General features: G+C 41.5%; 19 protein-coding genes and 1 pseudogene. 7 read left to right on the forward strand and 13 right to left on the reverse strand.

Annotated features, from left to right (window positions below; translation table 11 throughout):
• Nucleotide 1: 1 nt before the first annotated feature.
• From D8785_RS03805 to D8785_RS03830, 5 genes are all read right to left on the reverse strand, one after another.
• Nucleotides 2-523, reverse strand: coding sequence for a dihydrofolate reductase family protein (locus tag D8785_RS03805; protein WP_117744705.1), 522 nt, complete (start codon nt 521-523; stop codon nt 2-4).
• Between the two features lie 22 nt (nt 524-545).
• Nucleotides 546-1,412 (reverse strand): GNAT family N-acetyltransferase, encoded by an 867-nt coding sequence (locus D8785_RS03810; RefSeq protein ID WP_125374543.1) that lies wholly within the window; start codon nt 1,410-1,412, stop codon nt 546-548.
• Between the two features lie 12 nt (nt 1,413-1,424).
• Nucleotides 1,425-2,042, reverse strand: a complete 618-nt coding sequence (gene cysE / locus D8785_RS03815; protein WP_125374544.1) for a serine O-acetyltransferase — start codon at nt 2,040-2,042, stop codon at nt 1,425-1,427.
• A 24-nt stretch (nt 2,043-2,066) separates the two neighbouring features.
• Nucleotides 2,067-4,283 carry a polyribonucleotide nucleotidyltransferase gene (gene pnp / locus D8785_RS03820; RefSeq protein ID WP_260469864.1) on the reverse strand — a complete coding sequence of 739 codons (2,217 nt, stop codon included), beginning with the start codon at nt 4,281-4,283 and terminating at the stop codon, nt 2,067-2,069.
• Nucleotides 4,284-4,933: 650 nt separating this feature from the next.
• A complete protein-coding gene (locus D8785_RS03830; protein ID WP_125374546.1) occupies nt 4,934-6,250 on the reverse strand; it encodes a DUF6287 domain-containing protein in 1,317 nt (438 codons plus the stop codon).
• A 176-nt stretch (nt 6,251-6,426) separates the two neighbouring features.
• Here D8785_RS03830 and pepF point away from each other — a divergent pair, with 176 nt between their 5' ends.
• The 5 genes from pepF (at nt 6,427) to D8785_RS03855 (ending at nt 12,645) form a co-directional block, all read left to right on the forward strand.
• Complete coding sequence (gene pepF / locus D8785_RS03835; protein ID WP_123160616.1) at nt 6,427-8,223, forward strand: oligoendopeptidase F; 1,797 nt, start codon at nt 6,427-6,429, stop codon at nt 8,221-8,223.
• A 472-nt stretch (nt 8,224-8,695) separates the two neighbouring features.
• Entirely contained in the window at nt 8,696-9,433 is a 738-nt protein-coding gene (locus D8785_RS03840; protein ID WP_125374547.1) for a response regulator transcription factor, read from the forward strand.
• Nucleotides 9,430-10,767, forward strand: a complete 1,338-nt coding sequence (locus D8785_RS03845) for a sensor histidine kinase (RefSeq protein WP_023024409.1) — start codon at nt 9,430-9,432, stop codon at nt 10,765-10,767. Before D8785_RS03840 ends, D8785_RS03845 begins: the two co-directional genes overlap by 4 nt.
• 200 nt (nt 10,768-10,967) lie before the next feature.
• Nucleotides 10,968-11,717, forward strand: coding sequence for an amino acid transporter (locus D8785_RS03850; protein WP_125374548.1), 750 nt, complete (start codon nt 10,968-10,970; stop codon nt 11,715-11,717).
• A gap of 52 nt (nt 11,718-11,769) precedes the next feature.
• Entirely contained in the window at nt 11,770-12,645 is an 876-nt protein-coding gene (locus D8785_RS03855; RefSeq protein ID WP_123160618.1) for an ABC transporter ATP-binding protein, read from the forward strand.
• Nucleotides 12,646-13,547: 902 nt separating this feature from the next.
• On the opposite strand, the gene trxA is transcribed toward D8785_RS03855, so the two are convergent.
• The 5 genes from trxA to D8785_RS03885 form a co-directional block, all read right to left on the reverse strand.
• Nucleotides 13,548-13,862: a thioredoxin gene (gene trxA / locus D8785_RS03865; protein WP_125374550.1), complete on the reverse strand. Its 315-nt coding sequence runs from the start codon at nt 13,860-13,862 to the stop codon at nt 13,548-13,550.
• A 12-nt stretch (nt 13,863-13,874) separates the two neighbouring features.
• The gene (locus tag D8785_RS03870; protein WP_023024402.1) at nt 13,875-14,099 is read right to left on the reverse strand and encodes a DUF4649 family protein; all 225 of its coding nucleotides are present in this window, start codon (nt 14,097-14,099) and stop codon (nt 13,875-13,877) included.
• 187 nt (nt 14,100-14,286) lie between these two features.
• Entirely contained in the window at nt 14,287-14,931 is a 645-nt protein-coding gene (locus D8785_RS03875) for a CadD family cadmium resistance transporter (RefSeq protein ID WP_125374551.1), read from the reverse strand.
• A gap of 608 nt (nt 14,932-15,539) precedes the next feature.
• On the reverse strand, nt 15,540-15,809 hold the full coding sequence (rpsO, locus tag D8785_RS03880) for a 30S ribosomal protein S15 (RefSeq protein WP_004193424.1): 270 nt from the start codon (nt 15,807-15,809) through the stop codon (nt 15,540-15,542).
• A 174-nt stretch (nt 15,810-15,983) separates the two neighbouring features.
• Complete coding sequence (locus D8785_RS03885; RefSeq protein ID WP_125374552.1) at nt 15,984-16,712, reverse strand: pseudouridine synthase; 729 nt, start codon at nt 16,710-16,712, stop codon at nt 15,984-15,986.
• Between the two features lie 171 nt (nt 16,713-16,883).
• Here D8785_RS03885 and def point away from each other — a divergent pair, with 171 nt between their 5' ends.
• Entirely contained in the window at nt 16,884-17,498 is a 615-nt protein-coding gene (gene def / locus D8785_RS03890) for a peptide deformylase (RefSeq protein ID WP_125374553.1), read from the forward strand.
• A 28-nt stretch (nt 17,499-17,526) separates the two neighbouring features.
• Here def and D8785_RS03895 read toward each other — a convergent pair whose 3' ends face one another.
• Nucleotides 17,527-18,378, reverse strand: coding sequence for a mechanosensitive ion channel family protein (locus tag D8785_RS03895; RefSeq protein ID WP_125374554.1), 852 nt, complete (start codon nt 18,376-18,378; stop codon nt 17,527-17,529).
• Between the two features lie 151 nt (nt 18,379-18,529).
• Between D8785_RS03895 and sstT the strand changes: the two are divergent.
• Nucleotides 18,530-19,746: pseudogene (gene sstT, locus D8785_RS03900) on the forward strand (serine/threonine transporter SstT).
• A 154-nt stretch (nt 19,747-19,900) separates the two neighbouring features.
• Here the strand turns inward: sstT and D8785_RS03905 are convergent.
• Nucleotides 19,901-21,319, reverse strand: a complete 1,419-nt coding sequence (locus D8785_RS03905; RefSeq protein WP_125374555.1) for a C69 family dipeptidase — start codon at nt 21,317-21,319, stop codon at nt 19,901-19,903.
• A gap of 80 nt (nt 21,320-21,399) precedes the next feature.
• Entirely contained in the window at nt 21,400-23,736 is a 2,337-nt protein-coding gene (locus D8785_RS03910; RefSeq protein WP_125334950.1) for an endonuclease MutS2, read from the reverse strand.
• Nucleotides 23,737-23,780: the final 44 nt, after the last annotated feature.

Below are 23,780 nucleotides of genomic sequence, written 5' to 3' on the forward strand. Positions count from 1 at the left end.
TCTATTTCTGACTTTTTCGGCTGAAAACCAGCTCTGCAAAAGGACCAAATTGTCTGAGGCTATCCAGTTGGTAAAAGCGCTGCCCTTCCTCTTGGGTAAAGAGGGGAACCCCCTTTCCTAGGATAAGGGGCGCTATCTGAATAATGAGGTGGTCGAAAAGATCCGCATCCAAGAGCGGTCCTACCAAGGAATTACCACCAATCACAAAGACATTTTTGCCTTTGTCAATCTGGTGAACAAAGTCCACCACATCCCCAGCTACTGGCTGGTAATTGCTGACAGGCAGATGCCTATCATGCGTAAAGACATAGTTTTCCGTAGCTTGATAAAAACTATCTACATCTTGCAAATCTTGGATTTCCTCAAAGGTCCGCTTGCCCATGATGGTGATATCCATTTGCCTGTAAAAGGAATCATAGCCTGTATCCTCTACAGAACCAAGCTGATGCAGCCAGTCTATCCTGTACTGGCTGTCCGCCAAGTAGCCATCCATGGTGATACAGCCGTAAAAATATACTGCCATTCTTGTAGTTTCCTTCCTAGTTCTACACTTTTGCTTTCAGATAAACCACCTGGGTCTGTTTGACAAAACCGATCTTTTCATACAAACGCTTGGCACCTAGGTTGCTGTCTTCCACGGCAATCTGAAATGCCTTGTCATTTTGTTCAATCAGTTGGTTGATAAGGGATTTTGCTAGATAAGTTCCATAGCCTTTTCCACGTTCAAGTTCAGCTATTGCCAAGCCAAAGAGGTAATTAGTATTACTCGACAAATCAACCGTGCAAGTTCCAATAACCTGACCGTTTTTTAATAAAATATATAGGAGACTTTCTGGATCCTTCAGAGCTTTAGCGACATATCTATCCACAACTTCTCTAGATTCATGGTCCTCTGAGAATGCCTGAAATTTTAACTGACTAATTTGATCCTGATACGAACGATCTGCTAACAAAACTTCCAGATTGGAAACATTTGCTAACGGATAAGGTCTTCTATCCTTACCTAACCAAGTTTCTGTCTCTTCATCCTCAACCAGTCCCCAGTTGCTGGCGAAATCAGGATGGCGCTCTAGAAAAATACGCTCAGTCTGAAAGGTAACAGACTCAATTGGATAAGAGGCCGTTTCTTTCTCAAAACTTCTATATAAAGCACGCGCAATGCATTGACAACGATGGTTGGGGTGGACCAGTATCGCCAATTCCACATCTGGGTCATCTGCATAGACTGTTAATAGGCCAACAAGTTCGCCTTTTTCATAATAAAGGAAAAAGGCGGGCATGTTTGTGTCAAAATTAAGCATGTTAGAGAGATAGGGATCACGAAAAGTTCCGTCATAGTTCTGACAGGTAGCAATCAGGGCCTTGACTTCCAATAGTTGGTGGTCATTCAATGTATTGGTTGCTTGAATCATGTAGCTATTTCCTTACAAGCTAGAAGACCGATGACTGGCCTCCTTGGCGTGCTCCATCTTATTCACGTAGTATTCACGCTTCTCTTCTTCCTGGTGAATGATTGGCTCATCCTTCTTGCCGTGAACACGAACAATTTTAGCAGGGACTCCGACAACGGTTACATCACTCGGCACATCGGAAACGACGACGGCACCTGCTCCAACCTTGGCCTTGGCTCCAATCTCAATAGGTCCAATGACCTGAGCATGGGCGGATACCAATGCTCCTTCTTTAACGGTTGGATGGCGTTTCCCAGTATCTTTCCCAGTTCCACCAAGGGTCACCCCGTGGTAGAGCATGACGCCTTTTTCAACAATCGCTGTTTCTCCGATAACGAGGCCCGCTCCATGGTCGATAAAAACTCCCGAAGCAATGGTCGCTCCTGGGTGGATTTCAATCTGGGTCCAAAAACGCCAAAACTGACTGTGCATCCGAGCTAGAAGCTTAAAGCCATGATTCCACAAAAAGTGAGAAACACGGTGAGCAGCCAGCGCTTTAACCCCAGGATAGGTCAAGAGGACTTCCAGCGAGGTACGTGCTGCTGGGTCATTTTCTTTTACAATATCAATGGTTTCACGCCACCATCCCATACCGTGCTCCTTTCTTTTGATTGCTTATTCTTTTGTTTCTTCACCTGCATCTTTGGCAAAGTCTTTTCTAGGTTTGTGGTGACGAGGACGATCGCCATGGCGATGACCCTTTTCACCTCTTTCTTCTGAATGTTCTGGTTTTGGAGGACGTGGTAAGAGAGCCTTCATAGAAGCATCGACACGGCCTTTTTCATCGATCTTGATAATCTTCACATCGACTTCATCTCCAATCGCTACCAAGTCTTCGACACGGTTGGTACGAGTCCAAGCCATTTCAGAGATGTGAACGAGGGCATCCGTCTTGTCAAAAAGGTTAACAAAGGCACCGAATTTCTCGATACGAACAACTTTGGCATGGTAAACTTCGTCCACTTTGGCTTCACGAACCAAACCAGCAATGATTTCTTTAGCACGGTTAATCGCTGCTTGATCACTTGAGTAGATAGATACATTACCTTCTTCGTCGATATCAATCTTAACGCCTGTTTCAGCGATGATCTTGTCGATGGTTTCTCCACCTTTACCGATGACAATCTTGATCTTGTCCACATCAATCTTGATGGTATCAATTTTCGGAGCAGTTGGAGCCAATTCTGGACGAACTTCTGGAATGGTTGCTTCGATCACATCAAGGATTTCAAAACGAGCTTTCTTGGCTTGAGCAAGAGCCTCCGTCAAGATTTCTGCAGTAATCCCTTGGATCTTGATATCCATTTGAAGGGCTGTAATCCCGTCGCGAGTACCTGCAACCTTGAAGTCCATGTCTCCAAAGTGGTCTTCCAAACCTTGGATATCTGTCAATACTGTATAGTTATTACCATCAGAAATGAGACCCATTGCAATACCAGCTACTGGCGCCTTGATTGGCACACCACCAGCCATAAGGGCAAGAGTTCCCGCACAGATAGAGGCTTGAGAAGAAGAACCGTTTGATTCCAAGACTTCTGCTACCAGACGGATCGCGTATGGGAATTCTTCCAAGCTTGGCAAGACTTGCTCAAGAGCACGCTCACCGAGAGCACCGTGTCCAATCTCACGACGACCAGGCGCACCGTAACGACCCGTTTCTCCTACAGAGTATTGTGGGAAGTTATAGTGGTGCATAAAGCGTTTCTTGTACTCTGGATCCAAACCATCGATGATTTGCGTTTCACCCATTGGTGCCAACGTCAAGGTAGAAAGAGCCTGCGTTTGTCCACGAGTGAAGAGACCTGAACCGTGCACACGGGGAACGAAGTCAACAACCGCTTCCAAAGGACGGATTTCATCGACCTTACGACCGTCAGGACGAACCTTGTCTTCTGTGATCAAACGGCGCACTTCTGCGTGTTCCATTTGTTCCAAGATTTCAGCCACATCCCGCATGATCCGGTCAAATTCTTCGTGGTCTGCATATTTTTCTTCGTAAACAGCTGTGACTTGGTCTTTGACTGCTTGGGTTGCAGCTTCACGCGCCAATTTTTCTTCTACTTGGACTGCTTTTTGAAGGTCACTGTTGTAGGCTGCGATGATTTCAGCTTGCAATTCCTCATCTACATGAAGCAATTCAACTTCTGCTTTTTCTTTGCCGACTGCCGCAACGATTTCTTCTTGGAAGGCAATCAATTCTTTAACGGCTTCATGCCCTTTCAAAAGAGCTTCCAACATGATTTTTTCTGACAATTCTTTGGCACCAGACTCTACCATGTTGATAGCGTGTTTGGTACCAGCTACTGTCAATTCAAGAAGCGAGCGCTCTGCTTGTTCTTGGGTTGGGTTGATGATGATTTCCCCATCGACATAACCTACTTGTACTCCAGCGATTGGGCCGTCAAATGGAATATCTGAGATAGACAAGGCCAAGGATGAACCAAACATGGCTGCCATTGGTGCAGAGGCATTTTCATCGTAAGAAAGGACAGTATTGATGACTTGCACTTCGTTACGGAAACCTTCCGCAAACATCGGACGGATCGGACGGTCAATCAAACGCGCTGTCAAAGTCGCATCTGTTGAAGGACGTCCTTCCCGCTTCATAAAGCCACCAGGGAACTTCCCAGCTGCATACATTTTTTCTTCGTAATTGACTTGGAGTGGGAAGAAATCCCCAGTTGCCATCTTCTTAGACATGACAGCTGCCGTCAAGACAGTTGACTCACCGTAACGTACGACAACAGAACCATTTGCTTGCTTGGCAACCTGGCCAGTCTCTACGATCAACTCACGACCCGCAAAAGTCGTTTGAAACACTTGTTTTACCATTTTAATCCCCTTTGGATTGATAATATTATACGACTTGCCTACAAAAATCAGGATACAAAGGGCGTGAAGAATCCCGTATGAAAACAGGAGATTGACGCAGTGTGCCACGCACACAAGGAAATCTCTCTTTTTCACTAGGGATTTAGCCCGTGTTCAACTATCAAGATATTTTGGACGGTTCGGCTTGCCGAACATTTCTGTAGAAAAATAGGAAGGTGACGCCGCACTCGATGAGTGCTAGGAAGCTTATCTTTTTTCCTAAGAAATGAGGCCAAAATTCAATTCCCAAGATACTAAGCCGTTAAACAACTCAAAGGAAAATAGGAAATCCAACGACGGAGCGACCGCTCCTAGGAAGATTTATCTTTTTCCACAGAGTTGTAGGCGGGTTCAATTACACCTGATAGTATAGGATTTCAAGCATCCATCTGTATCTTATATCCTCATCTTTGTATCCAAGCACGTATAACCTTTATTTTACCATATTCAAGCCCAAAAGAAAAAGGCTTAAAAAGCCTTTTTCGAGGAATATTTGATTTCCACTTATTTTAAAATTCTAGAGCTAGATATAGGTGCTATCTATTTTAAAGTTTACATGAAATCTCTACTCACTACACAACTAAGTGCTTCCTAGGTAAATGACAATTCTATTAATCCACACGATAGAAGAAGTCCTCTGGGTTCCAAATGTACTGCTGCCCAATCCAAATTCGATCTTTTTTAGTATCTGACGGATCACTATTCTGGTTACTATCTGGTTTGATAGATGTCCCTGCTGGTAAAAACGAAATTGCTGCTCCACCAGCTGTATTCGGTTTTGAACTGTGGATAGCTCCAGTAATATAGCTATGATCAGGATTAATGTTATTGACGACCCCACTACCATCTGTAAAAAATTGATTTCCGGTCAAGCCATCTTTATCAAATTCCAAAGTCCATCCCAAGCCATTTCGCCAAGTCCCCGAAATACTTGAAAAATCTCCGTTCTGAATCTCTTGAATATTCATCCCGACACTTCCCTTATTTGAGGTAGCCGCATTAGAACCTTCCACTCTCGTCGTGAATTCAAGCGCAATCCACCCTTGGCCAGACTGGAGCTTTCCCCAGGTATAACCGTCAGCTGAAACCTTCTCTGTGATCGTATAAACACCTTGTGGGATCATTCCAACTTCCTCTCCCTTGATCGATGCTTCTTTACGAATCCGAAGATCTGAAACTCCTACGCGGACTTGAAAACTACTTGTTTGCGACTCTGAGTTACTTCCTTGGCTCGTCGCCTTCTTACCGGTCTCTAGTTCTTTCCATCCAAATTTTGCTTGATCCAATTCTTTTGCTGTAATCCCCAAGGCTTTCTCTGGCTTCTGGCCGTCCCCATTTTTTATTTGGATCTGATTGACAGTCTCAAGCTTTCCTTTTTGGAACTTGTAATGAATTAGATCCACCTCTGGTTGAAGAGACGAAAAGCTAGCATAAATGACTGAACCATCCTCAAAAATTTGGAAACCTGAACGAGAACCGCCAGAGGAAGCTACAAAAGCTGTATGTAGCAATTCTGGTTGCTGGCCTTTTAGATAATAAATCGCTGAGACTGTTTGGCCATTTCCAATCAAGAGCTCATCCCGCCCATCTTTATCCAAATCCGTATAAAAATAGGAAAGACTTGGTTTTCTACCCAGGGTTTGAAGATACCTAGCATAAACATACTCATCGGATTGAGGATCTATTTCTTTTAGTTTGGTCTCTAAACCTGCACTATCACCTGCCTCGATAGCCCTAGAGTAGGCCTGATAACGTTCAAGAACCGTTTGATAGTACTCATGCCCAGACGATGTTTTCTTAGTTTCTTTTCCATCTGCTACTTCACTCTGAACTGTAGAAGGTTGCGTCCTAGGACGTCGCTTAGGTCCACATGCCACCAGGGTTAGCAACGTCATCGCTGCCAAGCTAACTTTATAGATTTTTTTCATCATATACTCCCTAAAACTTTCTCCATTTTATTATACCAAACGAAGTTCAAAAAGCTAGAAAATCCTTGTTTTCTTATTGGCTCAGTCAGGCTTTGACAAGATCCCCCATCCACCTATCATTCTGCCCTTTTTTCTGCTATACTTAGTATAGTTATTTGATCAAAAAGGAGAACACTATGGAATTAAAAAAACGTTCTGAATTTCCTGAGAACGAACTCTGGGATCTCACAGCCCTCTACCAAGACCAGGAAGACTTCTTGCGTGCCATTGAAAAGACGCGTGAGGAAATCAATGAATTTGTCCGCAACTACAAGGGCAAGCTCCACACTTTTGAAGACTTTGAAGCTGCCTTTGCGGTCTTGGAACAGATTCAGATCCAACTCAGCCACATCGGCAACTACAGCTTTATGCCACAAACGACAGACTTTGGTGATGAAGCTTTTGCAGAAATTGCCCAAGCGGGGATGGATTTCGAAACTTGGGCCAGCGTCGAACTCTCTTTCTTTGATGATGCCTTAGTCGAAGCGGATGAAGATGTCCTCGAACGCCTCGGACAATTGCCTCATCTTACGTCTGCTATTCGCCAAGCCAAAATCAAAAAAGCCCACTACTTGGGAGCTGATGTGGAAAAGACTTTGACAAACCTCGGTGAAGTCTTCTACGGACCGCAAGACATTTACACCAAGATGCGGGCAGGTGACTTTGAAATGGCTGATTTTGAAGTGGATGGAAAAGTTTACAAGAATAGCTTTGTCACCTATGAAAACTTCTACCAGAACCATGAGAATGCAGAAGTCCGTGAAAAAGCCTTTCGTTCCTTCTCAGAAGGATTGCGCAAGCACCAAAACACTGCTGCTGCCACCTATCTAGCCCAAGTCAAGTCTGAAAAGCTGATCTCAGATATGCGAGGTTACGACTCTGTCTTTGACTATCTCTTAGCCGAGCAGGAAGTGGATCGTTCTATGTTTGACCGTCAGATTGACCTGATCATGAAGGACTTCGCTCCGGTCGCTCAAAAATTCCTCAAACACGTGGCCAAGGTCAACGGCCTTGAAAAAATGACCTTTGCTGATTGGAAGTTGGACTTGGACAGTGCGCTCAACCCTGATGTTAGCATTGATGATGCTTATGACTTGGTCATGAAATCTGTAGCACCACTTGGTGAAGAATATTCTCGCGAAATCGCCCGCTACCAAACCGAACGTTGGGTCGACTTTGCGGCCAACGAAGGCAAGGATTCCGGTGGTTATGCAGCTGACCCCTATCGCGTCCATCCTTATGTCCTGATGAGTTGGACAGGGCGCATGAGCGATGTTTATACCCTGATCCACGAGATCGGACACTCTGGTCAATTCATCTTCTCAGACAACAACCAAAGCTACTTCAACGCCCACATGTCAACCTACTATGTGGAAGCTCCATCTACCTTTAACGAGCTCCTCCTCAGCGACTATTTGGAACAGCAGTTTGACGATCCTCGTCAAAAACGTTTTGCCCTGGCTCACCGTTTGACAGACACCTACTTCCACAACTTCATCACCCACTTGCTGGAAGCGGCCTTCCAACGCAAGGTCTACACCCTGATCGAAGAAGGTGGTACCTTCGGCGCTAGCAAGCTCAACAGCATCATGAAGGAAGTCTTGACCGAATTCTGGGGCGACGCTGTAGAAATCGATGATGATGCAGCTTTAACCTGGATGCGCCAAAGCCACTACTACATGGGGCTATACAGCTATACCTACTCAGCTGGCCTAGTTATCTCAACCGCCGGTTACCTGCATTTGAAGAACTCCGAAAATGGCGCCAAAGATTGGCTGGACCTTCTCAAATCTGGTGGCAGCAAGACCCCACTTGAGTCTGCTATGATTATCGGAGCAGATATCTCAACGGACAAACCACTTCGCGATACGATTCAATTCTTGTCAGATACGGTTGATCAGATTATCGCTTATAGTGAAGAGTTGGGTCAGTAAGAATTCCTCCAGTGTGGTTTTCTTAATTTTGTTAATCATTTACATAAAAAGTCACCAATTTTTGCTGACTTCAGATTGAAGAAAGAGTCCAAAATGGACTCTTTCTTCAATCTTTTTCTTTTACTAGAGAAAATTTAAAAAACTCAAGAATAGCATTAAATCAGCATTTCCAAAAGTTTTCGCTATATGGTAGGATATCTCTATTAGGGCAATTTAAAATTAGAAATTCATTCTTAGTTTACTGTGCCCGATTTTTTATAAACACATCTACTTTAACCAAAGATGTTCCTTGAGGTGTGTTTATGATAAAATAAGGATTATGAACAAACCATCTAGCTGTAAAAATTATCATTACAGAAAAATGAGAAACCATATTCGATAAACAAACAGTGTCTTCAAAGACAAGTTTACGAGAAAATATGACTGAATTTTTTCTAGGATGAAAGGATCAATAAGTTCAGAAGGGAGAAATATGCTAAATATCTTTGTATTAGAAGATGATTTTCTACAACAAACTCGTATTGAAACAGCAATCAAGAAATGTATGACAGATCATCATCTAAAGTATAAATACTTAGAGGTATTTGGGAAGCCAACACAATTGTTAGAGGCCATCAAAGAGACAGGGAATCACCAATTCTTTTTTTTAGATATTGAAATTAAAGGGGAAGAAAAAAAAGGAATGGAAATTGCGCGTGAGATTCGTGATAAAGATCCTAGCGCTTCAATCGTATTCGTAACGACTCACTCAGAATTCATGCCCGTTACCTATCGTTATCGCGTCTCCGCTTTGGATTTTATTGATAAAGGATTAAATGATCAGGATTATCAAGAAGCGATCTCATCTGTTTTGATACATGCTGCTGAAAACGTCAATAAGACAGTAGGGGAGGATTCCTTCAGCTTTAAATCAGAGCATTCCCAGATTCAAGTCCCTTTCTCAGATATTCTATATTTTGAGACATCTTCGACCGTTCATAAGGTCGTTTTAACAACTAAAAAAGGCCACATGGAATTTTATGGTAAAGTCTCAGATATTGCTAAAACCGACAAGCGACTTTACCAAAGTCATCGAGCTTACGTTGTAAATCCAGAGAATGTCGTTCGTATTGATAAAGCAAATCATATTGTTTATTTTGAAAACGATGAATCATGCTTTGTATCACGTTTAAAACTGAAAGGGCTAGTTGAAAAGGTAGATAAAAAATGACTCTAGAGTTTGAAGGTGTGTTTTTTGTTAGTTGGTTAATAAGGTTGGTTATTTTTCAACAAATTAGTTATTCAAAATTTAAATTACCATATTTGTTTTTAATACCTGCCCTACTGACATTGATTGAATACTATTATTATGATGTTGTCTTTTGGGGAGAAATATTATTTTTACCTTCCATCACTTTCTTTCTAAAATCTCGAGAAAGATGGAATTGGTTACAATACATATTCTACTGTTTTTTTACTTTAACAATTTTTGATATGTTGAGTAGTCTATCATCTATCTATTTCCAGTTTTTATTTAGAGTATCAGAGGAGGTTTTAAATAAAAATATATGGATGGATTGGATACCAATACTTTTAACCTTTCCTGTATACATTATATTTTTTAAAATATTTCGAATTAATATCGAGTTACTATCACAAGAGGTTAGAAATAATAAATTTTCAATGGTAGTAAAGATTTTTAGTATAACGATGATAATCTATTACCTCTTAAGTTATATATTCTCAAGTATACCTACACTTGAATATGCTGGTTTATTTCCTACCCATATAGACGATATATACTACAAAAGAATAGTTATCTTCAGTTACATCCCTATCTTTTTAGGTTTTTTATTTTATATCCAACACATTATTAAAGAAAATATCAATTTAGAAATTCAAAAGATGAAAGATTCACAGATAGATTCAATAAGTAAATATAGCAATCACATTGAATCTCTTTACAAAGAAGTGAGAAGTTTTCGTCATGATTATACAAATATATTAGTCAGCTTAAATGAATCGATAAAGAAAAGAGATATGGATGGGGTAGAGAGGATCTATAATGCCGTACTGAAAGAGTCTGATAAATCCTTTTACAATAGTCAATACGATATTGCTAAACTTGTTCATTTAAAAAACCTAGCAATGAAATCGGTTGTATCTGCAAAATTGATTGAAGCACAAAATCGAGGAATTGATGTCTCTGTAGAAATAGCTGAGCCTATCGGAACTCCTCAAATAGATTTAGTCGATTTTATTACGATACTATCTGTCTTTTTAGATAATGCCATAGAAGCTGCAGTTAACGCAGAAGCTCCAAGAATTAGTTTTACTTATTTTCAAGAGAATGAAAATAAAATTTTAGTTATCTATAATACCACTGCTGACTATAAGATCCCTACTAAAAATATTTTCCAATATGGAGTCTCAACCAAAGGAGAGGGACGAGGTATCGGTCTTTCCAATGTCAAACAAATCCTTTCCAAATATCCTAAAGTCACTTTAGAAACAAAAAGTATAGATCATGAATTTACTCATGAATTAAAGATGTACGAAGGATAACTTTAAAACTAGAATAAATGGTCTGTTTTTTATAATTCCATTCATTATAAAAAACAGACCATTTATTAGATTGATCATTTCTTTTATTAAATTTGAAATATACTGTTGTGTGTAAGAACTTAGAAAACGAAAACCGAGTTACAATTGTTTAGTGAACTCACCCACATTCTGTTTATGATTATAGTTAGGAGAACTAGCCCATGTTTAATAGATTAGCAAGCTCTGTATTTCAATCTATTTTAAAAAGGAGAGATACGAAGATCTTCTTATCCTTTTGTCTATTACCTATTCTTGTTCCATTTTTGGCAGGAAATATGGAAGATATGAAAACCGACTATACGAATAGTTTTTTATCTTTCTTTGATATCACTCTTTTAACACAGTATCGTTTAACAATCCCAGTACTCATTTTTTCGATCCTGATTTCTTCCGTTTTTAGAGATGAAATTGATAGTAAGATCATGTTTTTATACAAAGATATTAAGCGTTCTAAAATTTTCAACGCAAAAATACTCGGACTATTTTTAGTCTATATCCTCTATTTATTTGGAACTTTTTTTGCAACTTTCATTACCTATTATGGCATTATGTTGCCTAGATTTGGAGTTAATTCTAACTTCTTACCTTCAAGCTCTATTTTAGTTGAGAAATCTATCTTGTCGATTCTTTCTGTGGTTTTACTTAATCTTATAACAACCGTCATGGTTGCGATGGTTTCCATTAAATCTAAGACCTTAGTGGCTGTTTTAGTAGGAATCTTCTTCACTTTATTTGCCTTCACAGCTCCCTTACTGATTGGAGTAAAGTATATGATTCCAACCACTTATGCAAATACTTTACAAGCAGGTGAGTTTGGTTTAACGCTGTTAATCATCATTGGCTTATCTTGCATTTACCTCTTACCTAGCTATTTCTCAGCTAGAAAGAATTTTGAAAGAATAGAGTTTTAAAAAGAGCAAGCTGACTCATTTATTATTTATAAAAATTGAAAGGAAACTAGATATGCTAAAAATCGAAAGTATTTCAAAAAAATTTGTTGGGAATGACTTTTATTCACTCAAAGACGTCAATATGGAAATCAATAAGGGTGAGATTGTCGGTTTGATTGGTAGAAATGGTGCGGGTAAATCGACACTTATGAAGTTGATGGCAAAATCACTAAAACCAACTTCTGGACTTATTACCTATAATGGGATCGATATTCATAGTAAAGACAATGTATTAACAGACTTTGGTATTATGATTGATCCAGTATTCTACCCAGAAATGTCCGTTATTGATAACTTAAAATTTTATCTACGTTTACATGGGAAAGAAGAGCTTTTTTCAAATATTGAACCAACTCTAAAATTGGTAGAACTATGGGAAGCTAGAAATAGAAAACCAAAAGGATTTTCTTTTGGTATGAAGCAAAGGACAGCCTTGGCAATTGCTTTGGTTGCCGAACCAGACTTCCTTATTCTAGATGAACCATTCGTTGGACTAGATCCGATTGGTGTTCAGAAATTAATTGATATTTTGAAACAGTGGTCTAATGAGAGACAAATTTCAATGCTTATTTCTAGCCACCAATTAGGAGAGCTAGAAGCCTTGTGTGAACGTTATGTCTATATTGAGGCAGGGCAGTTAGCAGACGCTTTTGACGGTGCGACTTGTCCTAGTTTGCTTGTGTACTTGAAGGAGACTAAGAATCTTGAAGGGATTCAGTCTTTATTAAGTGATGACGCCATTCTAGAAGGCAACGTTTTAGACATTTCGACAAACATATCCTCTGAAGAGGTTAATGAGATTTTTAAAACTTTAGGAAATCATGCCTTGATTGAGAAGATAGAGGTGAAAGAGAACCACCTAAAAGAGATCTTTACGAAAGGACAGTAATATGAAACAAATCTTACCTGCCATTTTCACATCTGTCTGGAAGCGTAAAGAAAGCAAGATTTACCTGCTATTTGTTTTATTTCCAGTTATCTTTCTTCTAGCTTCCTTTTTTGGAAAATCTAACTTCATGCAAATTTCCGTAATAGGAGACAATAGAGTAAGTGGAATAGCCTTTCTAGATATGATGATCAGTTCAGCAGATTCATTTATCTTACCTACTCTTGCAATCTATTTCTTGACAATTTCTGTCTTTAGACGAGAGATAGATGATCATACCATGTTTCTTTATAGAGATTTAAGCCGTAAGAACATATTTTTTTCAAAATATCTTAGTTTACTCTCAATCTTGGTACTATTTTATATTCTATTTACTTGTGTTTCTACTACAGTCTATTTTACCAGNGTCGTTCAGTTTCCTTTTGCCTCGAATACCTTTTTTGATAATGATTTATCTATTACTTTATCAACCCTAGAGGATATTTTTGGAATCTTTTTAAAAGACATTTTTTCAGTAACTGTCGCTTCTGTGTTATGCCTTTATTTAAAAACAGGCTCAACCATAGTGGTAGCAATTATTTTAACAATTGCAAGCATGATGACTTCAATGATTGGCGGAGGCATTGCAATGCTTTTCCCGAATGGATATAACAGATTGCTTAATGACGACATTTTATCCACGCCACAAGCATTCTTGGGAGCCCTGGGCATTACCCTCGTCTATGGCTTTATTCTCCTAATCATTGGTTCTAAAAAGTTTCAAAATTTAGAGTTTTGATGTGACAAGACTTGACCTGCTACCTATAATCTAATGACGTATACCTTGTCTACAATGTACGATTGAAAGATACAGGTTTCTCTTTATCATCAAAAAAAGATTGGAGCTATGTTCCAATCTTTTTTTCTTAACTCAACTCAGCCACAATGGACTTGATTTGCTCTGCGGTGTGTACACCTGCTACTTGTTTGACAACTTGCCCATCTTTTTTAAAGAGCAAGGTTGGAATGGACATAATGCCGAAAGCACGAGCTGTATTTGGATTTTCGTCCACATCCATTTTCAGGATTTTTAATTCATCTTCTGAAAGTTCTTGGGATAATTTTTCTAGGATAGGGGCTTGCATGCGACATGGACCACACCAGGTCGCCCAAAAGTCTACCAAGACCAATCCTTCTTTTGTTTCTGCTTCAAATGTTGCGTCTGTAATTGCTTTTACCATTTTCTTTCTCCTTTAGTTTTTGTATTGATCGAGGTCTTGCTTCATCAAATAGAAAAAGACATCTCCGTAAGTTCCGTGATAATCGAGTTCGTGCCCATTATAAGTCAATTTCTGTACTGGATAGTAATCCGCCACACCAATCAAGCAGGTCTGTTGGGAGCGTTCAAACTCTTCATAGGAATCAAAATGCATGACCCTTTCTTGTTTTGCACCATCTAGATATGTAATTTCAATCATATCGGTAACCTCTATTTCTTAAGATGTATCCATTGTAACTCCGTTCGTTACATCTGTCAAACAAAACGACTTCCTCAGAATGATGGATCTTGTGCGATAAAGAAAAGACAATAAAACAAAAAATCTCCCCGAAGGGAGATCGATCTGGTCTATTTTACCTTACGATGCTAGGAACCGTAGCCGAAGATTATACTGGATAAAACCGTTCTAGAAAAGGCGACGAACCGAAGATTGTAGGCTCTATCGTGCCATTTTCATACATGATGTATAGTCCAAGTGTAATGAATACTAAGGGCACAACGATTCGCTCATATTTTTCAATTGTCTCGGATATTAACGGCATAGAGGATAGCACACGACTAAGCTCGCAAAAGATAATTATGCCGATTGCAAACACAAGCAACGCCACGAGTGTCTGTGACCAATCTAACGAAGCAAAATAAGGTATATAGATACCTAAATTATCTCCGCCAGACGCAATTGTCAGCAATGTAACTGTCCAAAACAGTTGATTTGCCTTGCTTTGTTCAAATCTTTCAATAATTTCTTCCTCTTCTTCCTCACCTTCTCCAACAATTGCAAAGCGAATCCCTAAATAGATAGGGATTAAACCAAGCAATCCAACCATCCATGCTTCAGGCACGAAATTGACTACATAAGCAGCAACTAAACTCGCCCCTACAAGTAAGCCTGTGCCTAGATATTGCCCCGCATAAATATGCCATTTCTGTTTATTCTGTGATAGCTGTGCAAATAAAATAATTAAAATAATTAAATAATCGATACTGGTGGAAATATAAACACCAATAGCAGATATGATTGTCTGTCCCATAAAAAAACTCCTGTATTAGTCAGTAATAAATCAGCAGATTTTAGGGAAGCACAGACACATTAATTTAGCTATCGCTAGTGGGTAATGTCGAACGTAGGAAAGCATTTTACTCCTCCTCAAAACGTAGTTACAAAGTAATTTCTAGCTGGAATTCGGTGACTACTTCCATGTAAAGTATAACCCACTATACTTTACTTCGTAAAGTGTAGGCTCTCCGAGGGAGCTTGCAGACTGCTACTATTTGAGTTTTTGTAGTCTCCAAAATTGTGGCCGATAAAACCCGGCTAGTATGAAGTCAATCAACCAAAAAGTTTTTGTAGTCTCCAAAATTGTGGCCGATAAAACCTCAATAAAAAAGCCCCCTGAATTCAGAAGGCTCCATTCTTGCTGGATAAAACGTTTCTAGACAAGGCGCCGAGCCGAAGATAATATTGAAATTCTAGTAAAAAAAGAAAAGCTACTCTACAATAGAGTAACTTAACTTTTTTGTATTCAATCGAACACGGCCTAAGCACTTGGCAAAAAAGATAAAATTTCCTAGAAACTGAGGTTTCTTCGTCAATTTTCCTATTTTTGCTTTGTACTTTTGACGGCCTTTGTATCTTGAATTAACGACGAAGTCCAAGAGAGTTGATCAACTCACGGTAACGGTTAACGTCGTTCTTACGAAGGTAAGCCAACAAGTTACGACGGCGACCGATTTTCTTCATCAAACCACGGTAAGTAGCGTGGTCTTTTTTGTGTTGTTTGATGTGGTCGTTCAAGTGGTTGATTTCCCAAGTAAGGACAGCAACTTGAACTTCTACTGAACCAGTGTCACCTTCGTGACGTGCGTATTGTGCAATGATTTCATTTTTTTTCTCTTTTGAGATTGCCATGATAAGCTCCTTTTCTTTATGCTCTATCCGAGTGGCAGGTCTGGCATAGCCTGCTACCAAGAAAGAGTTAGTTGTCTATTCGACTTATTCATTCTACCAAGATTTCATCTTTCTGTCAAACACTTATGCTTTTCCAACAGAGTCCTTCAAAACCAAGACTACAAAAATTTCTTATTATAGATTAACTCGAAAGTCAGTTAAGAGTTCTATTTCTTCTGCTGTCAATCTACGCCACTGCCCCAATTTGAGAGCGGAATCTAGCCTCAATGGCCCCATGGAAATCCGCTCGAGATCGGTGACTTCCTTGCCACAAGCAGCGACCATGCGCTTGACCTGGTGGAATTTTCCTTCAGCGATGCGAATCTGAACCAAGCAACTATCGGCTTCTCGATCAACTTCCAGAATTTCCAAATCAGCTGGCAGGGTAGTGAAATCCTTCAATTCTATTCCTTCTTTGAAGCGGACGACATCTTCCTGGGTCATGATTCCAGCTACTTGAGCAAGGTAGACCTTGTCCACATGTTTCTTAGGCGACAGCATGGCATGAGCCAGCTTACCATTATTGGTCAAGAGGAGCAAACCATGGGTATCGATATCCAGACGTCCGATAGGAAAGACTTCCTTGTGTCTCGCCGTGTCATCTAGCAAATCTAAGACTGTTTGATGGTGGTCGTCTTCCGTTGCTGAAATAACCCCTTTGGGTTTATTGAGCAGATAGTAAACAAACTCTTCATGAAATAAACTTTCTCCCAGATAGGTCACTTGGTCTTTATCTGGATCAATGTGAACCTTGGCAGATGTCTCCACCTTCCCATTGACTTGAATTTTTTTCTGCTTGAGGACTTGCTTGACTTCTGTTCGGCTTCCCACTCCACAGTCCACTAAATATTTATCTAGACGCATGCTTATCTCCTTCATTCTTCTTATCATTATACCATGAACTAGCCTAAGATTCTTTCCTTTCCTAGTTTACAGCCCTTCTAGTCCGTCAGCACCCCTCAATCAATTGGGAAACTTTCATTCTAGAAGGAATTATGATATGATGGTTTCTAGAAAAAAGGAGTGAATGAGAACATGTCTGCAATTGAAACCATTACAAAAGCTGCCCATCTAATTGATATGAATGATATTATCCGCGAAGGCCATCCGACTTTACGAGCTATCGCGGAAGAGGTCACTTTCCCACTGTCAGATCAAGAGATCATTCTTGGGGAAAAAATGATGCAGTTCTTACACCATTCACAGGATCCTGTCATGGCGGAAAAATTGGGTCTTCGAGGAGGAGTTGGACTCGCAGCTCCTCAATTAGATATTTCTAAACGCATCATTGCTGTCCTCGTCCCAAACCCAGAGGATGAAGAAGGAAATCCTCCAAAAGAAGCATACTCCATCCAAGAAGTCATGTACAACCCTAAAATTGTCTCCCACTCAGTCCAAGATGCGGCTCTAGGAGATGGCGAAGGGTGTCTCTCTGTGGACCGCAATGTTCCCGGTTATGTAGTTCGCCACGCGCGTGTGACAGTTGACTACTATGACAAGACAGGTGAAAAGCACCGCATCAAACTCAAAGGCTACAACTCCATCGTCGTCCAACATGAAATCGACCACATCAATGGCGTTATGTTCTACGATCGGATCAATCCGAAGGATCCTTTCGCTGTTAAAGAGGGCATGCTCATTTTAGAGTAAGAAAAAAGACCGATGGGTCTTTTTTTTATTAGGGTGTGACAGAAAAAGTTGTTGGAATCTCAATCCCATTTTGTAAGAGGGCATCGTGATAGAGTTTGTAATAAAGGTGGTAAATGGCCACTTGGCTCCCCGACTGGACCATCATAGCGACGCGGAAGGAATAGCGACCCGTTCCCTTTTCGATTTGAGGTCCTAAAATCGTTGGACCATCTAAGATTTCTGGATGTTTCTGTGCCTGTTCATCGTTGACTTTCTGGAAGATTTGATAAATCTGATCGAGATCCGTTTGAGCAGAAATCGGCATATCAATTAAGACGCGCTGGTTGCCCCGAGAGAGATTGCTGACAACCATAATATTGCGATTGGGGATAAAATGCAAGGTCCCATCTGCATCTCTTACCTGGGTCGTCCGAATGCCGACACTCGACACTGTCCCAGCGATGGTAATCGGACCATTAGTTACTCGAACAGTATCTCCAACATCCAATTGGCGCTCAAGGAGAATAAAGAAACCATTGACCAAATCCGATAAGAAGCCTTGAGCTCCCATCCCAATGGCAACTCCTGCAATTCCCGCTCCAGCTAAGAGACTAGAAACAGGTAAGCCGAGGATGGAAAGAATCCAGTAGATCAAAATAAAATAGAGGCAGTAATTCAACAGACTTTCTACCAAACGTAAAATCGTTTTCTTCCGAGCGTCATCTTGTCCCACATAGTTTAAAGATGGTTTTAAAATTCGTTTCACCAAGCTACGAAGTAGTTTTTTTGCAAGTAAAAATAAGATAAATAAAATAGCTAAGGAAATCAATTTCGAAACCAATTCATCCATGATCTTGGTCCAATCAAACTGACTGACATAGCGGGAAAAAATATTCTTCATACCTTCTATCAATCTCCTTCTCTCTTTTTCTAATGGTTTGATTATATCAAATTTTAAGCTATCGGACCAGTAACCTCCTCCTAGGCTTACCTTGATTTTCAGACTTATCTATCGTATAATGGACGGTAAACTTTCAATAGAGGAGGTCCTTATGGTCAAACGATTCATTCAAACTTGGAACAAAACCAACCTTATGAAGCGGATTGCAATCGGAATCTTCCTTGGGGCTCTCTTAGCTCTGCTTCTTCCTCAAGCTTCTGCCATTGGTCTATTAGGGGAAATCTTTGTAGGCGGCTTGCGGGCAATTGCTCCTCTTTTAGTCTTCGCCCTTGTCGATAACGCCCTCTCCCAACATCAAAAGGGAACCCAAACCAATATGAGATCAGTCATTATCCTCTACCTCCTGGGAACTTTTGCGGCTGCCCTGGTAGCGGTCTTGGTTAACTATCTCTTCCCTATTACCATTTCTTTATCGGGAACTAGTGCTGAAGGAACTTCTCCTGATGGACTAGGGGAAGTCATTAGCAACCTTCTCTTAAAAATCGTGGACAATCCCCTCAATGCCCTTATCCAGGCTAATTATATCGGGATTTTATCCTGGGCCATAGTCTTTGGAGTTGCTATGAGAGAAGCTAGCGAACACAGCAAGGACCTCCTTCAAACCCTAGCAGATATTACTTCCAAGATTGTCGAATGGATTATTAACCTAGCTCCATTTGGAATTCTAGGCTTGGTCTACACAACGATTGCTGGACAAGGCTTTGATGGACTCAAGAGCTATGGCCTCCTCTTACTTCTCTTAGTTGGCACCATGTCCTTCGTTGCACTAGTCATCAACCAGATTTTTGTCTACATCATGATTCGCAAAAATCCTTATCCGCTAGTCTTTAAATGTCTACGAGTGAGTGGATTGACTGCTTTCTTTACTAGAAGTTCCGCTGCTAATATCCCTGTCAACATGAAACTTTGTAAGGAACTAGGTCTCAATCCCGATACTTACTCAGTTTCTATCCCTCTGGGATCTACTATTAATATGGCCGGAGCTGCCGTCACTATTAACACCTTGACCCTAGCTGCTGTCAATACCTTAGGCATTCAGGTCGACTTTGGGACTGCCCTGGTCCTCAGTATCGTGCAACCGTCTCAGCCTGTGGGGCTTCTGGAGTAGCTGGTGGTTCCCTCCTCTTGATTCCTGTCGCTTGCAGCCTCTTTGGTATCGACAATGATATTGCTATGCAAGTAGTCAGCGTGGGCTTCATTATTGGTGTCATCCAAGATTCTTGTGAAACAGCCCTCAACTCATCAACAGACGTCCTCTTTACAGCTATTTCTGAAATGAAAGATTGGCCCAAAGAAAAACGCTATTAATTCAGAAAAACCAGATCACACGATCTGGTCTTTTTCTTTTTTCATAAAGTAGCTTTTGCTTTCCCTAAACATCGAAGGCGAAAGAGCGAATAAAGCAATTAGATGATATTTACGTTTTCAGAAGTTTCCATGAAAATTCCCCAGCAATCCCCAACTAGTCACTCAAAGAGAAACGGTTGGTCATCAAGTTGCTTGCATCTAATAAGACCTTATCCAACAAGCGATCCGTCGCTTCTTGAATCTGATCACTCATTTCCTGATTTTCTTTTTCAAAGTCAACAGTTTCCCCTGCCGCCAAGGCTAGGTCCACTCGTCCAATCCGGGCATGTCCAAGGGCCATAGTGCTTTCTTGGTAATCTTCTAAATCTCCAACATGATGACTATAGTGGGCATCTGCCAGACCAGCAATAATTCGATTGGTCCAATAGAAAGAATTCGTCGTCACTTTTTCTGTTGTGTTGGCAAAATAATCCGGTGTCGTATCTACCTGCGTAAAGAAAGGAACGGCCGTATTGAAAGGCATAGACCCATAGCAAAGCCATTGAATTCCTGTTGTTTCTTGAGGACGATTTGGTCGCAATTGGAGAATAGCCGTCTGGCTAGTCCGGTTGATGCCAATGGTACGGAAGGTCCGACGACTTTGAGTATCCCCTTCTGAACCATAGGGGTCATAAACTGAATTCTGATAGTGACTGCTAAGGACATATTTGACATCTTCAATCGTAATCTTGCGATAAGGTTTTTGACACCAAGGAAGGAAGAAGGAACGAGGATCTTGTTCCACTTCTGGGTTGAGGAAACGTTGAATATCCCAAGCACGTGGTGTGTTGTAATGACGGTCCTTGTCTCGCTGGCTACCAAAAGCATAACGAGGGTTAAAGGACGAACCATCGAAATCCAAGGCCAAGTGGTGACGTTCCACGAAATCTTTCAAGTCTGGATCACATAAAAACTCTTCCGGACGATCAAACTCAAAACGATCACTTCCCAATTGATTGGGATTGGTCACATAGGCATCGTCAGGTACACGGCGGGCCATCCAGTGATGACCTCCGATGGTTTCCAACCACCAGATTTCATTAACATCGCTGATAGCCACTCCATTAGACTCATAGGTCCCGTATTCCTCTAGGAGCTTCCCCAAGCGAAGCACTCCTTCACGAGCAGTCTGGACATAAGGAAGAACTAAGGTCAGCATATCTTCCTCTCCAATTCCACTTTCCACCAGAGGGTCCGCCCCCAGGACTCGGCTATTGGTCGTAATGGTCTCTGTCTCACTCATGGCCACATTGTAACGATTAATCCCCGCTTCTCCCCAGATACCATCTTTTGGAATGGCATCCGGAACAGCTGTGTAACGAACAGGGTTATCTGGCAGGTCTATCTCAAAAGGAGATAGGACCGACCGATAATGACGGGGTTGATCCTCTGGCTGAACAACGATAAATTTCTTAGGGGTAAATACTCCATTTTGAGAGTCTTCCGTGCGAGCTACAATGGTTGAACCATCATAACTGGCATCTTTTCCGACGAGTATAGTGGTACAAGAATCAGACGAACGATTAGGGGTCATATACTTTCCTTCTTTCCGTTTAAACTGACTGTATTATAGCAAAAAGCGTGCCTGATTAAAAGGCACGACTGACTCTTTGCTTATTTAAAGGTCACAATTGTCGCTCCGCTTCCTCCTGCATTTTGAGGAGCGTACTCGAAGCTTTTGACATGCTTATTGCGACGGAGGTACTTGGTAACTCCTTCCCGGATGACCCCTGTTCCGATACCGTGGATGATATCGACTTGGGCCATATTATTGAGAAGGGCTTGGTCGATAAAGCTATCCAATTCTTCCATGGCTTCCTCATACCGTTTGCCACGAAGGTCCAATCGAGCCCGAGGCCCGTTGGTGTTGGAACGTTTGACTACGTGGACCTGGCGTTTTTTCGGTTGTGAAGCATCTTTTTCAGCTTTTAACAGATTAAATTCTTTTTCTTCCAAGGTCATCTTGATCAGTCCCACTTGGGCTTCCCAGCGACCATCCTTGAGCTGCTTAGTAAGACTTCCTCGTTGCCCATAGCTAATCACCAAGATCTCGTCTCCGACTTTTGGAGCACGGGCTTTCTTAGCCTGTTTCAAGACCTTGTTTTTCGATAGGTCGACCGTTTCTGGGGCCAATTTCTTCAACTGAGACTTGGCCTCAATAATTTCATGGGGCTTGAGTTGCGATTTGGCATGGAGACCTTGTAAGATCTGATCGCTCTCTGCTAGAGCAAGATCCACAATTTCTTGCGCTTCTTTCCGCGCCTTGTTGAGCTCTGTTTCCCGCTCTCGGGTCAACTCATTATACAATTTCTTGAGGACGCGGTTGAATTTCAGATTTTCCTGTTCAACATCTCGGATGGACTCGAGTCGTTTGCGACTTTCTAGGGTCTGAGCTTCCAACTTTTCAATGATGCGGTTGACATCCCGATCCTGATTGGTCAACCCCTGCGCTTGACGAACAATCACTTCTGACAAGCCTAGACGACGCGCGATTTCAAAGGCATTGGAACGTCCTGGTACCCCCTGCATAAACCGATAGGTCGGACGCAGGCTGTCCGTATCAAATTCCATGCTGGCATTTTGAACACCAAGTGTCTCAATCCCATAGGCCTTAAGTTCTGGATAGTGGGTGGTCGCCATGGTCTTGATCCCTCGTAAGCGGAGATCTTCTAGGATGGCGATCGCCAGTGAAGCCCCTTCCTGAGGATCCGTTCCAGCTCCCAACTCATCCAGCAAGACCAAGGATTCCTCATCGACCTGCTCCAAAATAGAGACAATATTGGTCATGTGACTGGAGAAGGTAGACAGGCTCTGCTCGATCGACTGCTCATCCCCGATATCAGAGAAGATTTGCGTGAAGACAGCTACCTTACTCCCAGCATCTGCTAGGATTGGCAAGCCCGACTGGGCCATTAATTGGGCTAGTCCCAGGGTCTTAAGCATGATGGTCTTCCCACCCGTATTCGGTCCGGTAATCACAATCTCTGTGAGGTCTTTGCCAAAGTGGATATCATTGGGAACAGCCTGCTCAATCAAGGGATGGCGAACCTGCAAGAGCTGAATCTCCCCTTGATCTGACAAGGTTGGAATAGTTCCTTTTCGGTCCTGTAAAAAGCGATGTTTGGCACGAACGAGGTCAATATGACCGATCAGCCAAGCATTGTTTCGGATTTCCCCCGCATGAGGACGAAGGAGGTTTGAAATTTCTTCCAAGATCCGGAGCATCTCGAAGCGTTCATCTGCACGATGGTTGGCAATCTCTTCATTAAGATTGACGACCGCCCGAGGTTCGATATAGACGGTATTTCCACTAGCTGAAATATCGTGCACCACACCGGCAATCCGATTGCGGTAGGTGTTTTTGACTGGCAAGACATTCCGTCCATTCCGGCTCGCTACGACCTGATCAGCCAGCATTTCGGACTTGGTCTTCAACAATTCTTGTAAAATGTCTCGCACTTGGTGTTCATTCTCTTGAATCCGTCGACGAATTTTTGCTAAGGTTTCACTGGCAAAGTTTTCAATAAATCCTGCCTCATTAATGGCATGGAGACTTCCCTGCAACTGTGGAAGGTCGACTAGATTTTCAAATATCCGATCCAGTTTTTCCAAGCGGACATTTTCTAATTCATCATAAAAATTTCGCAATTCATGGGTCACGCGCAGGACTTTCTTCACCGCTAACAATTCATCGATATTGAGCGATGTTTCTAGTTCTAAACGCTTGGTCACTGGACGAATTTCTTGGATGGTGGGCACGCTAAAGTGCGGATGCTCCACAAATATCTGAGCCATATCCGCCATTTCAAGAAAGGCGGTTTCAATTGCTTCTTTTTTTGTAAGTGGGGCTAATTCCTGCAACTCCACTTCGCCCTGCTCCGTTTGCAAATAGGGCTCTACTAAGTTTTTGACTTTTTGAAACTCTAAGGTTTCGAGAATTTTTTGATTCATGTTTCTCCACAACAGAAAAGGAGGCTGATTTTGGTTTGAGCCTC

The organism is Streptococcus australis (genome assembly GCF_003943615.1).
GTDB lineage: Bacteria > Bacillota > Bacilli > Lactobacillales > Streptococcaceae > Streptococcus > Streptococcus australis_C.

Excerpts from the sequence above, each read along its gene's own strand:
- D8785_RS03805 (WP_117744705.1), bottom strand. The coding sequence starts at position 523 with ATGGCAGTATATTTTTACGGCTGTATCACCATGGATGGCTACTTGGCG.
- D8785_RS03810 (WP_125374543.1), bottom strand. The coding sequence starts at position 1,412 with ATGATTCAAGCAACCAATACATTGAATGACCACCAACTATTGGAAGTC.
- cysE (WP_125374544.1), bottom strand. The coding sequence starts at position 2,042 with ATGGGATGGTGGCGTGAAACCATTGATATTGTAAAAGAAAATGACCCA.
- pnp (WP_260469864.1), bottom strand. The coding sequence starts at position 4,283 with ATGGTAAAACAAGTGTTTCAAACGACTTTTGCGGGTCGTGAGTTGATC.
- D8785_RS03830 (WP_125374546.1), bottom strand. The coding sequence starts at position 6,250 with ATGAAAAAAATCTATAAAGTTAGCTTGGCAGCGATGACGTTGCTAACC.
- pepF (WP_123160616.1), top strand. The coding sequence starts at position 6,427 with ATGGAATTAAAAAAACGTTCTGAATTTCCTGAGAACGAACTCTGGGAT.
- D8785_RS03840 (WP_125374547.1), top strand. The coding sequence starts at position 8,696 with ATGCTAAATATCTTTGTATTAGAAGATGATTTTCTACAACAAACTCGT.
- D8785_RS03845 (WP_023024409.1), top strand. The coding sequence starts at position 9,430 with ATGACTCTAGAGTTTGAAGGTGTGTTTTTTGTTAGTTGGTTAATAAGG.
- D8785_RS03850 (WP_125374548.1), top strand. The coding sequence starts at position 10,968 with ATGTTTAATAGATTAGCAAGCTCTGTATTTCAATCTATTTTAAAAAGG.
- D8785_RS03855 (WP_123160618.1), top strand. The coding sequence starts at position 11,770 with ATGCTAAAAATCGAAAGTATTTCAAAAAAATTTGTTGGGAATGACTTT.
- trxA (WP_125374550.1), bottom strand. The coding sequence starts at position 13,862 with ATGGTAAAAGCAATTACAGACGCAACATTTGAAGCAGAAACAAAAGAA.
- D8785_RS03870 (WP_023024402.1), bottom strand. The coding sequence starts at position 14,099 with ATGATTGAAATTACATATCTAGATGGTGCAAAACAAGAAAGGGTCATG.
- D8785_RS03875 (WP_125374551.1), bottom strand. The coding sequence starts at position 14,931 with ATGGGACAGACAATCATATCTGCTATTGGTGTTTATATTTCCACCAGT.
- rpsO (WP_004193424.1), bottom strand. The coding sequence starts at position 15,809 with ATGGCAATCTCAAAAGAGAAAAAAAATGAAATCATTGCACAATACGCA.
- D8785_RS03885 (WP_125374552.1), bottom strand. The coding sequence starts at position 16,712 with ATGCGTCTAGATAAATATTTAGTGGACTGTGGAGTGGGAAGCCGAACA.
- def (WP_125374553.1), top strand. The coding sequence starts at position 16,884 with ATGTCTGCAATTGAAACCATTACAAAAGCTGCCCATCTAATTGATATG.
- D8785_RS03895 (WP_125374554.1), bottom strand. The coding sequence starts at position 18,378 with ATGAAGAATATTTTTTCCCGCTATGTCAGTCAGTTTGATTGGACCAAG.
- D8785_RS03905 (WP_125374555.1), bottom strand. The coding sequence starts at position 21,319 with ATGACCCCTAATCGTTCGTCTGATTCTTGTACCACTATACTCGTCGGA.
- D8785_RS03910 (WP_125334950.1), bottom strand. The coding sequence starts at position 23,736 with ATGAATCAAAAAATTCTCGAAACCTTAGAGTTTCAAAAAGTCAAAAAC.